The organism is Serratia sp. CC22-02 (assembly GCF_900182895.1).
Taxonomy (GTDB): Bacteria; Pseudomonadota; Gammaproteobacteria; order Enterobacterales; family Enterobacteriaceae; genus Serratia; species Serratia nevei.
In genome coordinates, this window is record NZ_FXUD01000015.1 from 1 (window position 1) to 13,179 (window position 13,179).

Genomic DNA, 13,179 nt, shown 5'->3' on the forward strand with positions numbered 1-13,179 from the left:
CTGGTTCATTGAAAGCGAGCGAAACAGGGACATACCGACCACGGCCCAGACCATCATTTCCATGGGAAGACGGCGCTTTCGGAGCGTCACAATCCCGGTATCAGCGAGGCATTCATCGATAAGCTCAGGTGAGAGCAAGTCGGAAAGCGCAGCGAATTCTTTGGGGGAGAATTTAAGAACGGTATCAAGAGCCTGACTCAGCAACATAAAAAAATCCGTAATCTCAGAGAGATTACGGATTCTTACACAGCGACAGGATCGTTCAAGTGATCCTTAACTGATCGGCATTACGCCTCAGGCGCCCTTTTTCATGACCGAAAATCACTCGATGTCGAGCGGGTCTTCGGAGAGGATGATGCCGGTGTTGTCGGCATACAGGTGATCGCCGGAGAAGAAGGTGACGCCACCGAAATTGACGCGGATATCGCTTTCGCCCACGCCTTCGCTCACGGCACCCACCGGGATCGCCGCCATCGCCTGAATGCCGATGTCGAGCTCTTCCAGATCGTCCACCTGACGCACCGCGCCGTAGACCACGATGCCTTCCCATTCGTTCTGGGCAGCCAGGCGCGCCAGTTCGGCGTTGATCAGCGCCCGGCGAACCGAACCGCCGCCGTCGACCAACAGCACGCGGCCGCGGCCGTTTTCTTCAAGCAGATCGAACAACAGGCCGTTATCCTCAAAGCATTTCACCGTGGTGATCTGCCCGCCAAATGAAGTACGCCCGCCAAAATTGGAGAACAGAGGTTCAACAACGTTCACCTCTTCATGATAGATGTCGCAAAGTTCGGAAGTATCGTATTTCATAGGATTTTACGTCTGTTTGCCGCTGGAATGTTCAGTATATCCCTTTATTCGCCCTGTTGGCAAAATCATCAGTTTTTAACTGAGCGCCACGCCGATGGCGAACAGCAGGTTGGCCAGCAACGCCGCCTTGACCATGTGTTCCAGCATCGGCCGCATGCCGACCGGCGTCGGATCGCGCAGCACGCGCAGGCCGTGGCGCACCAGCAGCGGGATCGCCAGCACGAACAGCCAGCCCCACGGGCTGTGGAGATTGAACAGCGTAAACAGCGCGAAACACAGCACCGCGCCGCCGAGCAGCAGGGCATGGTAAATGCGCGCCTTGTGCGGGCCGAGGCGCACCGCCAGCGTGTTCTTGCCGTTTTCGCGATCGCTCTCGATATCGCGCAGATTGTTGATGTTGAGCACCGCCGTCGCCAGCAGGCCGCAGGCGGTGGCCGGCAGCATCACGACGCTGTCGAAGGTGTGCGTTTGCAAATAGTAGGTGCCGGCCACGCTCAGCCAGCCGAAGAACACCAGCACCGAGATGTCGCCCAGCCCCAAATACCCGTAGGGCTTGTTGCCGACGGTATAGGTGATGGCCGCCACGATAGACAGCCCGCCCAGCACCAGGAAGCCCACCACGTCGCTGGGTTGCTCGCAGGCGACTGCGATCAGCGAACAGCCGGCGAGGGCGATCAGCACCACCGTCACCACCAGCGCCCGTTTCATCTGCGCCTGGGTGATCATGCCTTTTTGCATGCCGCGCAACGGCCCGATGCGATCTTCTTTGTCGCTGCCTTTGACCGCATCGCCGTAGTCGTTCGCCAGGTTGGAGAGGATCTGCAGCAGGCCGGCGGTCAACAACGCCAGCAGCGCCACTTCAGGTTTCAGGCTGCCGTGCCAGGCGGCGATGGCCGAGCCGACCACGATGGAGGCAAAGGCCAACGGCAGGGTTCGGGGGCGTAGACTTTCCAGCCAGGCGGAGATCGGGGTGGTGGAGGTTGATGAGCTCATGTTTCGCTTCTGTCAGTGAGTTGCGGTGTCCGTTAGAAATAATTGTGGGAGGCAATGCCTCCCACACAGATGACTGACAAGACAATGATTGAGCGATTATAGGATAAAACGACTCAAATCTTCATCCGCCACCAGTTCATCCAGATGACTGCGCACGTAATCCGCATCAATTGTAATGGATTGGCCATTAATTTCACTCGCATCGTAGGAAATATCTTCCATCAGACGTTCCAGCACGGTGTGCAGACGACGCGCGCCGATGTTCTCGGTGCTTTCGTTGACCTGCCACGCGGCTTCGGCGATGCGGCGGATGCCGTCGGCGGTGAACTCGATGTTGACGCCTTCGGTGCCCATCAGCGCTTTGTACTGCTCGGTCAGCGACGCGCTCGGCTCGGTCAGGATGCGCTCGAAGTCTTCAGTGGTCAGCGCCTGCAGCTCAACGCGGATCGGCAGACGGCCCTGCAGTTCCGGGATCAGATCCGACGGATTGGCGGTCTGGAACGCGCCGGAAGCGATGAACAGGATGTGGTCGGTCTTCACCATACCGTGCTTGGTCGACACGGTGCAGCCTTCCACCAGCGGCAGCAGATCGCGCTGCACGCCTTCGCGCGAGACGTCCGGGCCGGAGCTCTGGCCGCCGCGCTTACAGATTTTGTCGATCTCGTCGATAAACACGATGCCGTGCTGTTCAACCGCTTCGATCGCCTGCTCTTTCAGCTCTTCCGGGTTCACCAGCTTGGCGGCTTCTTCTTCCACCAGCAGCTTGAAGGCTTCTTTGATCTTCACCTTGCGCGGCTTTTGCTTCTGGCCGCCGAGGTTCTGGAACATCGACTGCAGCTGGTTGGTCATCTCTTCCATGCCCGGAGGCGCCATGATTTCCACGCCCATCGGCGCCGCGGCCAGATCGATTTCGATCTCTTTGTCGTCCAGCTGGCCTTCGCGCAGTTTCTTGCGGAATGCCTGGCGGGCGGCGGACGGCTCCTGATGCTCTTCCGGCTGGCCCCAGTTGTTCTTGGCCGGCGGGATCAGCACGTCGAGAATGCGCTCTTCGGCCAACTCTTCGGCACGGGTGCGGTTTTTCTCGATCGACTGCATGCGCACCATTTTGATGGCGGCATCGGTCAGATCGCGGATGATGGAGTCCACTTCTTTGCCCACATAGCCCACTTCGGTGAACTTGGTGGCTTCAACCTTGATGAACGGCGCGTTGGCCAGCTTCGCCAGACGACGGGCGATTTCGGTTTTACCGACGCCGGTTGGGCCGATCATCAGAATGTTTTTCGGGGTCACTTCGTGACGCAGCATCTCGTTGAGCTGCATCCGGCGCCAGCGGTTGCGCAGGGCAATGGCGACAGCGCGTTTGGCCTTGTTTTGGCCAATGATATAGCTGTCCAGTTCGCTGACGATCTCGCGCGGGGTCATTTCAGACATGGTATTCGATCCTTACGCTTTGGAAGGCAATTCTTCAATGGTGTGGAAATGGTTGGTGTAAATACAGATGTCGCCGGCGATGTTGAGGGATTTCTCAACGATGTCGCGGGCGCTCAGCTCGGTATTTTCCAACATGGCGCGGGCTGCGGCCTGGGCGTACGGGCCGCCGGAGCCGATGGCGATCAGATCGTTTTCCGGCTGCACCACATCGCCGTTGCCGGTGATGATCAGCGAGGCGGTTTCATCGGCGACCGCCAGCAGCGCTTCGAGCTTGCGCAACATGCGGTCGGTGCGCCAGTCTTTCGCCAGCTCGACGGCGGCTTTCACCAGGTGGCCCTGATGCATTTCCAGTTTGCGTTCAAACAGTTCAAACAGCGTGAAGGCGTCAGCGGTGCCACCGGCGAAACCGGCGATCACTTTGTCGTTATACAGGCGACGCACTTTCTTGACGTTACCCTTCATCACCGTATTACCCAGGGTTGCCTGGCCATCACCACCGATGACGACCTGGCCGTTGCGGCGTACGCTTACAATTGTTGTCACGAGCAGACCCTCGTTAAAGACGGAAAGAAGTCCCCGCAGCGCCTGCTTTCGCAGACGCTACGAGGCATATTGAGAGTATAGATGGGGGGGGATTGACGCTTTTCAACCCCCAACGGAGAGGGGAATGCAACTCGACATGCCGACGCCCTTCAGGCGCGAAAGGGTTTTGTCCGCGGCGGCACGGCTGCTGTACGGGCCGAGCACCACGCGATTCCAACCGCCGCCGGCGGTGATGCGGCTCTCGATGCCTTCGAACGCCAGGCGCGCACGCACGGATTCAGCCTGATCGGTGGCGCGGAACGAACCGCATTGCACCATCCACTTCTGCTTCGATTCCGGTTTGGTTTCCTGCTTGGCCGTTTCCTGCTTCACTTCCGGTTTGGGCTCCGGCTTCGGTTGCGGCTTCGGCTCAGGCTGTTTCACCTGCACCGGTTGCTGGGCAGTTGGTTTTGGCTGCGGGTGCGGCTGCACCGGCGCGGTAGTGGCCCCGTTGCTGAACGGGTTGCGCGGCGGCTGGCTGACCTGCTGCTGCTGCATTTGCTGTTGTTGCATCTGCTGCTGTTGGCGGGTGCTGCGCGCGTTGGCCTGGCCCGGATCGTTATACGGCACTTCGTTCAGCTGCGTCGGGCGCTGCTGCATATCGGCCTGCATCTGCTCCAGCAGCTGCCGCTGTTCGGCGGTCAGCTGAGTTTTGGAATTGAGCTCGCCGCCGGCCGTCGGTTCGGTCGGGGTTTGCACGCCGATCTGCCGATTTTCCAGCTCTTTGATGTAGCGCCAGCGCTCTTCCGGCTTCGGCGGCAGGCCGTTGCCGGGGCGCGTGGTGTGCGCAGGCAACAACGGCGCGTCTTCCGGCTTGTTGTGGGTAATGAAATAGAGGCCACCGACAAAGACAACCAGCAACGCGGCGGCTAACGCCAGCACGGTTTTGGAAACCTTCGGAGAACTGCGTTTTTTACGGCTGGGGGTTTTACGCTTAGCTCCTGCTGCGCGCCCACGGCTTACATAGTCTTTTTGTGCCACTATTATTCCGCTGTGTCCTGATGAGAGGATAAGTCCGTCATGTTACTGAACCCTAAAATATTTGACTAGCGTTTCGGGGCAGCGGTGCTGCCTCTGATAATCAATTCACTGTCCAATAGCCGGGAGCCGCTGGCCACCGTCTGGCCGTTCAACTGCTCCAACAGCAACAACATCGCCTGCTGGCCGATCTGGAAGCGCGGCTGCGCCACCGTGGTCAGCGGCGGATCGCAATACTGCGCCAGCTTGAGGTCATCAAAGCCGACGATCGACAGATCCTGCGGTATCCGCAGCCCCATTTTCTTCGCCTGGGACAGCACGCCGATCGCCATGACGTCGCTGTGGCAGAACACCGCCGTTGGCGGTTTCGGCTGCGCCATCAGCGCCGTCAGCGCTTGCGCGCCGGCTTCGTAGGTAAAATCACCCCGGGTAATATAGCTGCTTTCGACGGTAATGCCATTACGACGTAGCGCTTGAACGTAACCCTGCAGCCGATAATGGCTCAGCGGCATCTGTTCCGGCCCGGCGACGCAGGCGATCTGCCGATGGCCCAATTGATGCAAATAATGCACGGCTTCAAAGGCGGCGGTCAGATTGTCGATGTGCACCGTCGGCAGTTCCAGCTCGGGGGCGAACTCGTTGGCCATCACCATCGGCGGCAGGTTGCGCTGTTCTTCCTTGCTGGCGTCGAACGGCAGGTTGGAGCCCAGCAGCAGCATGCCGTCGATCTGTTTGGTGATGATCAGATTGACGAAGGTGCGCTCTTGCTGGTTTTGCTGCGCGCAGTCGCCGATCAGCACCAGATAGCCTTGTTGGGCGGCGGTCTGTTCGATCCCCTGGATCACATCGGCGAAAAACGGATCGCAGATGTCGGGCACGATCACCAGGATGGTGCGGGATTCGTTGCGCTTGATATTGCGTGACAGAGCATGAGGAGAATAACCCACGGCCAGGACGGCCTGTTCCACTTTCTGGCGCGTCGGCGTTGACACCTTTTCCGGGTTCATCAGCGCACGCGATACGGTAGCCGTTGAAACGCCCGCCATTTCGGCGACGTCTTTCATGGTCGCCATGGATAACTCTTTCTTGTGTTCCAACGCCTTTCTCCTTGCGTCAGCCCCATGCCGACGCCACTACTGCTGTTTGCTCACAATGTCCGGCATGCGGTGGCGAGATTGTTGTCATTGAGCGCCACTCGCGTTCGGGCACTCCGTCGCGCTGCGATGTGGCGACAAAATTTGCCCTCGCAGACATTCTAAACAGAATACGCCCCGCCTTTGTTACCTAATTTGCATAAAAAATGTGACCTGAGAAGGTTTTTTAGCGTTCGCTCGCAATTTCAAGGGTAAACGTTTGCACTGCGGCAGCTAAATCGGACTTTTCCGGGATCAGCTGTCGATCGGATCGACATCCAGCGTCCATTTCACCTTGCGCGTTTGCGGCAGGGTGCCGATCAGCGGCAGCGAGCTTTTCATCAGCTGTTGCAGGACGCGCCGCGTCGGGTGCTGCAGCAGCAGCTGCCAGCGGAAACGGCCGCCGCGTTTGGACTGCAGCGCCGGCACCGGGCCCATCACCCATAGCGAGTCGTCCTTCAGCGGGCTGGCTTCCAGCAGGTTGCGCAGCTGCTGCAGGAACAGCGGGGCCTGCTGGTTGTCGTGATCTTCGGCGCGCACGATGATGTGGCTGGTGTAAGGCGGCAGAAACACGCTGTTGCGCTCCGCCAGCGTCTGTTTGGCGAAGGCGTCGTAACCCTGTTGCAGCAGCACCTGCAGCAGCGGGTGCTCCGGATGGTGGGTTTGCAGCAGCACTTCACCCTGTTTGCCCGCCCGGCCGGCCCGCCCGGAGACCTGGGTATACAGCTGAGCGAAACGCTCGGCGGAGCGGAAGTCGGCGGAGAACAGCGCGCCGTCCACGTCCAGCAACGCCACCAGGGTGACGTCGGGAAAATGGTGGCCCTTGGCCAGCATCTGCGTGCCGATCAAAATGCGCGCTTCGCCGCGATGGATATCCGCCAGGTGCTGCTCAAGCGCGCCTTTACGGCTGGTGGTGTCGCGATCGATGCGGGTGATTGGCGTATCGGGGAACAGCGGCGCCAGCTCCTGCTCCAGCTGTTCGGTGCCGACGCCGACCGACACCAGGTGGGTGGAGCCGCACTGCGGGCACTGGTGCGGCACCGGCCGCTGGCTGTCGCAGTGGTGGCAGCGCAGCTGGCGCTGATGCTGGTGGAAGGTGTAGTAGTGATCGCAGCGCTGGCATTCGGCGATCCAGCCGCACTCGTGGCACAGCAGCGCCGGGGCGTAACCGCGGCGGTTGAGGAACAGCATCACCTGATTGCCGGCTTTTAAATGGTGCTGCATGCTCTTCAGCAGCGGCTGCGACAGGCCGACCTTCAGCGGCAGCCCCTTCAGATCGATCAGGTGCTGCGCCGCCGGTTTGGCGTTGCCCGCGCGTTGGGTGAGCTTCAGTTGGCGGTATTTGCCCAGCTGCACGTTGTGCAGCGTTTCCAATGCCGGGGTCGCGGAGCCCATCACCATCGGGATATCCTCTTCCCGGGCGCGGAACACCGCCAGATCGCGGGCGTGGTAGCGCCAGCCTTCCTGTTGTTTATAAGAGCTGTCGTGCTCTTCGTCGATGATGATCACGCCCAGCTGACGGAACGGCGTGAACAGCGCCGAGCGGGTGCCGATGACGATGGCGGCTTCGCCGCTGCGCGCGCGCAGCCAAACCGCCAGCCGCTCGCTGTCGTTCAGGCCGGAGTGCATTACGTCTACCGGCGCGTTGAAGCGCTCGCGAAAGCGGGCGATGGTTTGCGGCGTCAGGCCGATTTCCGGCACCAGCACCAGCGCCTGCCGGCCTTTGGCCAGCACGTTCTCCAGTACGCTGAGGTAGACCTCGGTCTTGCCGGAGCCGGTCACCCCGGCCAGCAGCCAGGCGGCGAACTGCTCATCCTCGCTTCTGATCGCCCCGACGGCGGTAGCCTGTTCAGTGTTCAGCCGCAGCCGCTCGCCGAGCACCGCGAAGTTAGGGCGCCAGTCGTGCGTATCCGCGACCTGAGCGCGCAGATCGATCAGCCCTTTGGCGCGTAGCGCCTGCAGGGCGCTTTCCGTCAGCTCCAGCTGGCTGACCTGGTGGCGATAGACCGGGCGTTGCAGCAGCGCCGCCAGCGCCTGCTGCTGTTTCGGCGCGCGTTTCAGGCTTTCGGGCGGGGTGGCGCGCCCCTCTTCGGTGGCGAACCATTGCCACAGCGGTGCGGCCTCGGCCGGTTTGCCTTGCCGCAGCAGGATCGGCAGCGCATGGAACAGCACCTCGCCGATGGGGTAGTGATAGTAATCGCTGGCCCAGCGCAGGATGCGCCACAGGCTGGGGGAGAACAGCGACTCGGCGTCGATCACGCTGTCGATCGGTTTGAGCTTGTCCAGCGGCAGTTCGCTGGTGTCGCTGCAGCCGGTGACGATGCCGATCGCATGCTGCCTGCCCCAGGGCACGCCCACGCGCGCGCCGGCCACCGGCTGCATGCCGGGCGGCAGCAGATAGTCGAAGGTGCGGGCGAGGGGGACCGGCAAGGCAACGTGTACGACGGGCATGATCTCATCCAAATTGAAAAAAGTGGGCATCAGTTTACACGGCGCATCGGCAAATGTACGGTTCCGATTGCGCGCCTCGACTAATGCTGTATAATTTGCCGCCTTTGGTATAATTCGATACCAAAATTCTATTATCAACCACGTGTGGTGTCTGGCGAAACAGGGCTGGATAGCGACACGGCCTTAACTGAGGTTTCCCATGAAACAAGGTATCCACCCAAAATACGAAGAAGTTACTGCTAACTGCTCTTGCGGTAACGTGATGAAGATCCGCTCCACCGTGGGCCACGATCTGAACCTGGACGTTTGTGGCGCATGCCACCCGTTCTACACTGGCAAGCAGCGTGACGTTGCTACCGGTGGCCGCGTTGACCGCTTCAACAAGCGTTTCAGCGTACCAGGCGCTAAGAAATAAGATTTCTTATCGTCCGATGAAAAAGGCGCCTTTGGCGCCTTTTTTCGTTTCTGCCGCCGGCGTTCGCCGGACGGTTCTCAATATTCCCAGGTATCGGGATCGACACCCAGTTCGCGCATCAACGCTTTTGCGGCTTCCGGGATTTCATCGCTGCGCTCTTTGCGCAGGTCTTCATCGTTCGGCAGCGGCTGGCCGGTAAAGGCATGCAGAAACGCTTCGCACAGCAGTTCGCTGTTGGTGGCGTGGCGCAGGTTGTTCACCTGGCGACGGGTCCGTTCGTCGGTGAGGATTTTCAGGACCTTCAGCGGAATGGATACCGTGATCTTTTTGACTTGCTCGCTTTTTTTACCGTGTTCAGCGTAAGGGCTGACATACTCGCCGTTCCACTCAGCCATGGGACACCTTAACTTTGTCAGAAAAATTACAAAATTCTAAAAACCGGCCAATTATGCCCGATCTTCACTGTTCTCACTAAATAAATGTCAATTTTACGCGACCAGGGTCACTGAATGCCCCGCCTCGGCCGGACATTGTGGCTTAACATCTTATCGTCATGTCATATCGGCATAATTTTAGCGGGTATTGTGCCATTGCTCAATCTATACGCAGAGAAGTTTAGATGTCCAGATGTATTGACGTCTATCAATCCTGCGATTACTCTTTAGGCCTCATTCACCGAACCGAGAGCCGAGCGAGCCCATGACGCGTAAACCAGCCACGATTGCCGTACGCAGCGGCCTGAACGACGACGAACAGTATGGCTGCGTTGTCCCGCCGATTCATCTGTCCAGCACCTATAACTTTACCGACTTCAACCAACCCCGAGCCCATGATTACTCGCGCCGCGGCAACCCGACGCGCGACGTGGTGCAACGCGCGTTGGCGGAGCTGGAAGGCGGCGCCGGCGCGGTGATGACCGGCAGCGGGATGTCGGCGATCCATCTGGTGACCACCGTGCTGCTGAAGCCGGGCGATCTGCTGGTGGCGCCGCACGACTGCTACGGCGGCAGCTATCGGTTGTTCGACAGCCTGAGCAAGCGCGGCGCCTATCGCGTATTGTTCGTCGATCAGGGTAATGAAGCCGCCCTGCAGCAGGCGCTGGCGCAAAAGCCGAAGCTGGTGCTGATTGAAAGCCCCAGCAATCCGCTGCTGCGCGTGGTGGACATTGCGGCGATCTGCACCGCCGCACACGCGGCGGGCGCGTTGACGGTGGTGGACAACACCTTCCTCAGCCCGGCCCTGCAACAGCCGATCGAACTCGGTGCCGATCTGGTGGTCCATTCTTGCACCAAATACCTGAACGGGCATTCGGACGTGGTGGCCGGCGCGGTGATTGCCAAAGATCCCGAGCTGGCGGTCGAATTGGCCTGGTGGGCGAACAATATCGGCGTGACCGGCGGCGCGTTCGACAGCTATCTGCTGCTGCGCGGCATGCGCACGCTGTCGCCGCGCATCAAGGCGGCGCAGCAAAACGCCGAAGCGATTGTCGGCTATTTACAGCAGCAACCGCTGGTGAAAAAGCTGTATCATCCCTCCCTGCCGGAAAATCCGGGGCATGAGATCGCCCGCCGGCAGCAGCGCGGCTTCGGCGCGATGCTGAGTTTTGAACTGGACGGCGATGAAGCGGTGCTGCGCCGTTTTCTCTCTGCCCTTGAGCTGTTTACTCTGGCAGAATCGCTGGGCGGCGTAGAAAGCCTGATCTCGCATGCAGCGACCATGACCCACGCCGGTATGGCGGCGGAGGCGCGGGCAGCGGCCGGCATCTCCGAGAGCCTGCTGCGCATTTCCGTGGGTATTGAAGACAGTGAAGATTTGATTGCCGATCTGGAACGCGCTTTCCAGGCGGCGGCAACGAGGTAAGCATGAATGCAATTGCTGTAGCAGGGCCGGTGAGCGGGCGTCAACTGCACAAGTTTGGCGGCAGCAGTCTGGCGGATGTGAAGTGTTATCTGCGTGTGGCCGGGATTATGGCGGAATACAGCCAGCCGGGCGACATGATGGTGGTATCGGCCGCCGGCAGTACCACCAACCAGTTGATCAACTGGCTGAAGCTCAGCCAGAGCGATCGCCTGTCTGCGCACCAGGTGCAGCAGACGTTGCGTCGCTATCATAGCGATCTTATCGGCGGCCTGCTGCCGGCGGAAAGCGCCGAGCCGCTGATCGCCGAGTTCATTCAGGATCTGGAACGTCTGGCGGTGCTGCTGGACGGCAAAGTCGACGAGGTGTGCTATGCCGAAGTGGTCGGGCACGGCGAGATCTGGTCGGCGCGCCTGATGGCGGCGGTGCTAAACCACCTGGATATGCAGGCGGCCTGGCTGGATGCGCGTGATTTCCTGCGCGCCGAGCGCGCCGCGCAGCCGCAGGTGGATGAAGGCCGTTCTTATCCGCTGTTGCAACAATTGTTGGCCCAACATCCGGGCAAGCGCCTGGTGGTGACCGGCTTCATTTCGCGCAACGACGCCGGGGAAACCGTGCTGTTGGGGCGCAACGGCAGCGACTACTCTGCCACTCAGGTCGGCGCGTTGGCCGGCGCGGCGCGCGTCACCATCTGGAGCGACGTGGCCGGGGTATACAGCGCCGACCCGCGCAAGGTGAAAGACGCCTGCCTGCTGCCGCTGCTGCGCCTGGACGAAGCCAGCGAGCTGGCGCGCCTGGCGGCGCCGGTGCTGCATACCCGCACCCTGCAGCCGGTCTCCGGCAGCGATATCGATCTTCAGCTGCGCTGCAGCTACCAGCCGGAGCAGGGCTCGACGCGCATCGAGCGCGTATTGGCGTCCGGCACCGGTGCCAAGATTGTCACCAGCCACGATGACGTGTGTCTGATTGAGCTGCACGTCGCCGCTCAGCATGACTTCAAACTGGCGCAGAAAGAGTTGGATCTGGTGCTCAAGCGCGCGCAGATCAAACCGCTGGCGGTAGGCATCCATCCTGACCGCAATCGGGTGCAGCTGTGCTACACCTCCGAGGTGGTCAACAGCGCACTGGCGATCCTGCAGGCCTCGGCGCTGCCGGGTGAACTGCACCTGCGCGAAGGGTTGGCGCTGGTGGCGATGGTCGGCGCCGGGGTATGCAAGAACCCGCTGCACAGCCACCGTTTCTATCAGCAACTGAAAGATCAGCCGGTTGAGTTTATCTGGCAGGCCGAAGATGGCATCAGCCTGGTGGCGGTATTGCGCCAGGGGCCGACCGCGCTGCTGATTCAGGGGCTGCACCAAAGCCTGTTCCGCGCCGAGAAGCGCATCGGTCTGGTGCTGTTCGGCAAGGGCAACATCGGGTCGCGCTGGCTGGAGCTGTTCGCCCGTGAGCAGACCAATATCTCCGCGCGCAGCGGCTTCGAATTTATCCTGGCGGGGGTGGTGGACAGCCGCCGCAGCCTGCTGAACTACGACGGGCTGGATGCCAGCCGTGCATTGGCGTTCTTTGAGGACGAGGCGCAGGAACTCGACGAAGAGTCGCTGTTCCTGTGGATGCGCGCGCACCCGTTCGACGATCTGGTGGTGCTCGATGTGACCGCCAGCGAAGAGCTGGCCGGACAGTATCTGGATTTCGCCAGCTACGGTTTCCACGTGATCAGCGCCAACAAGCTGGCGGGTGCCTCGTGCAGCGATACCTATCGCCAAATTCGCGACGCCTTCGCCAAAACCGGCCGCCACTGGCTGTATAACGCCACCGTCGGCGCCGGGCTGCCGGTCAACCATACGGTGCGCGATCTGCGCGACAGCGGCGACAGCATTTTGGCAATCAGCGGCATCTTCTCCGGCACGCTTTCCTGGCTGTTCTTGCAGTATGACGGCACGGTGCCGTTTACCGAACTGGTGGATCAGGCCTGGCAGCAGGGGCTGACCGAACCGGACCCGCGGGTCGATCTCTCCGGTCAGGACGTGATGCGCAAGCTGGTGATCCTGGCGCGCGAAGCGGGCTACGACATCGAACCGAACCAGGTGCGGGTCGAGTCGCTGGTGCCGGCGGGCTGCGAGCTGGGCTCCGTCGATCAGTTCTTCGAGAACGGCGAGGCGCTGAACCAGCAGATGCAGCAGCGCTTTGAGGCCGCCAGCGAAATGGGCCTGGTGCTGCGCCACGTGGCGCGTTTCGACGCCAACGGCAAGGCGCGGGTCGGCGTGGAGGCGGTGCGTCCTGAGCATCCGCTGGCCTCGCTGCTGCCGTGCGACAACGTGTTCGCCATCGAAAGCCGCTGGTATCGCGATAATCCGCTGGTGATCCGCGGGCCGGGCGCCGGCCGCGACGTGACCGCCGGCGCGATCCAGTCAGACCTTAACCGGTTGGCACAGCTGCTTTAATCCTCTGCGGGCGCGGGTTCACCGCGCCCCTTTGCTTTTCCTGCCATACTTATCCCTGCCGCCGTCATGAAATTCCCTCGTTGAGCGGGTG

At 60.9% G+C, this 13,179-nt stretch carries 12 protein-coding genes; 3 read left to right on the plus strand and 9 right to left on the minus strand.

Translation table 11 applies throughout. The annotated features are described in order from the left end of the window. The 8 genes from QOL81_RS24785 to priA all read right to left on the minus strand — a co-directional run. The coding region (locus QOL81_RS24785) for a transposase domain-containing protein (protein WP_283439735.1) at positions 1-207 on the minus strand (207 nt) is incomplete at its 3' end. A 114-nt stretch (positions 208-321) separates the two neighbouring features. Continuing rightward, positions 322-807, minus strand: a complete 486-nt coding sequence (rraA, locus tag QOL81_RS24790) for a ribonuclease E activity regulator RraA (RefSeq protein ID WP_038872664.1) — start codon at positions 805-807, stop codon at positions 322-324. 75 nt (positions 808-882) lie between these two features. Next, positions 883-1,800, minus strand: coding sequence for a 1,4-dihydroxy-2-naphthoate polyprenyltransferase (locus tag QOL81_RS24795; protein WP_015379416.1), 918 nt, complete (start codon positions 1,798-1,800; stop codon positions 883-885). Positions 1,801-1,896: 96 nt separating this feature from the next. Then, a complete protein-coding gene (gene hslU / locus QOL81_RS24800) occupies positions 1,897-3,231 on the minus strand; it encodes an ATP-dependent protease ATPase subunit HslU (RefSeq protein ID WP_025304663.1) in 1,335 nt (444 codons plus the stop codon). 12 nt (positions 3,232-3,243) lie between these two features. Beyond that, positions 3,244-3,774: an ATP-dependent protease subunit HslV gene (gene hslV, locus QOL81_RS24805; protein ID WP_004931085.1), complete on the minus strand. Its 531-nt coding sequence runs from the start codon at positions 3,772-3,774 to the stop codon at positions 3,244-3,246. Between the two features lie 102 nt (positions 3,775-3,876). Then, positions 3,877-4,794, minus strand: coding sequence for a cell division protein FtsN (gene ftsN / locus QOL81_RS24810; RefSeq protein WP_197757844.1), 918 nt, complete (start codon positions 4,792-4,794; stop codon positions 3,877-3,879). Between the two features lie 65 nt (positions 4,795-4,859). Next, on the minus strand, positions 4,860-5,888 hold the full coding sequence (gene cytR / locus QOL81_RS24815) for a DNA-binding transcriptional regulator CytR (protein ID WP_038872675.1): 1,029 nt from the start codon (positions 5,886-5,888) through the stop codon (positions 4,860-4,862). Between the two features lie 291 nt (positions 5,889-6,179). Then, entirely contained in the window at positions 6,180-8,375 is a 2,196-nt protein-coding gene (priA, locus tag QOL81_RS24820) for a primosomal protein N' (RefSeq protein ID WP_060425020.1), read from the minus strand. Between the two features lie 199 nt (positions 8,376-8,574). Between priA and rpmE the strand changes: the two genes are divergently transcribed. After that, entirely contained in the window at positions 8,575-8,790 is a 216-nt protein-coding gene (gene rpmE / locus QOL81_RS24825) for a 50S ribosomal protein L31 (protein WP_004931078.1), read from the plus strand. Positions 8,791-8,867: 77 nt separating this feature from the next. Here the strand turns inward: rpmE and metJ are convergent, their stop codons facing one another. Then, positions 8,868-9,185 (minus strand): met regulon transcriptional regulator MetJ, encoded by a 318-nt coding sequence (metJ, locus tag QOL81_RS24830; protein WP_004931076.1) that lies wholly within the window; start codon positions 9,183-9,185, stop codon positions 8,868-8,870. Between the two features lie 304 nt (positions 9,186-9,489). On the opposite strand from metJ, the gene metB reads away from it, so the two are divergent. Both metB and QOL81_RS24840 read left to right on the plus strand, forming a co-directional pair. Beyond that, positions 9,490-10,650, plus strand: coding sequence for a cystathionine gamma-synthase (gene metB, locus QOL81_RS24835; RefSeq protein WP_060424965.1), 1,161 nt, complete (start codon positions 9,490-9,492; stop codon positions 10,648-10,650). Between the two features lie 2 nt (positions 10,651-10,652). Next, positions 10,653-13,088 carry a bifunctional aspartate kinase/homoserine dehydrogenase II gene (locus QOL81_RS24840; protein WP_070913790.1) on the plus strand — a complete coding sequence of 812 codons (2,436 nt, stop codon included), beginning with the start codon at positions 10,653-10,655 and terminating at the stop codon, positions 13,086-13,088. The last annotated feature ends 91 nt before the right edge of the window (positions 13,089-13,179 follow it).

Excerpts from the sequence above, each read along its gene's own strand:
- rraA (WP_038872664.1), bottom strand. The coding sequence starts at position 807 with ATGAAATACGATACTTCCGAACTTTGCGACATCTATCATGAAGAGGTG.
- QOL81_RS24795 (WP_015379416.1), bottom strand. The coding sequence starts at position 1,800 with ATGAGCTCATCAACCTCCACCACCCCGATCTCCGCCTGGCTGGAAAGT.
- hslU (WP_025304663.1), bottom strand. The coding sequence starts at position 3,231 with ATGTCTGAAATGACCCCGCGCGAGATCGTCAGCGAACTGGACAGCTAT.
- priA (WP_060425020.1), bottom strand. The coding sequence starts at position 8,375 with ATGCCCGTCGTACACGTTGCCTTGCCGGTCCCCCTCGCCCGCACCTTC.
- rpmE (WP_004931078.1), top strand. The coding sequence starts at position 8,575 with ATGAAACAAGGTATCCACCCAAAATACGAAGAAGTTACTGCTAACTGC.
- metJ (WP_004931076.1), bottom strand. The coding sequence starts at position 9,185 with ATGGCTGAGTGGAACGGCGAGTATGTCAGCCCTTACGCTGAACACGGT.
- metB (WP_060424965.1), top strand. The coding sequence starts at position 9,490 with ATGACGCGTAAACCAGCCACGATTGCCGTACGCAGCGGCCTGAACGAC.
- QOL81_RS24840 (WP_070913790.1), top strand. The coding sequence starts at position 10,653 with ATGAATGCAATTGCTGTAGCAGGGCCGGTGAGCGGGCGTCAACTGCAC.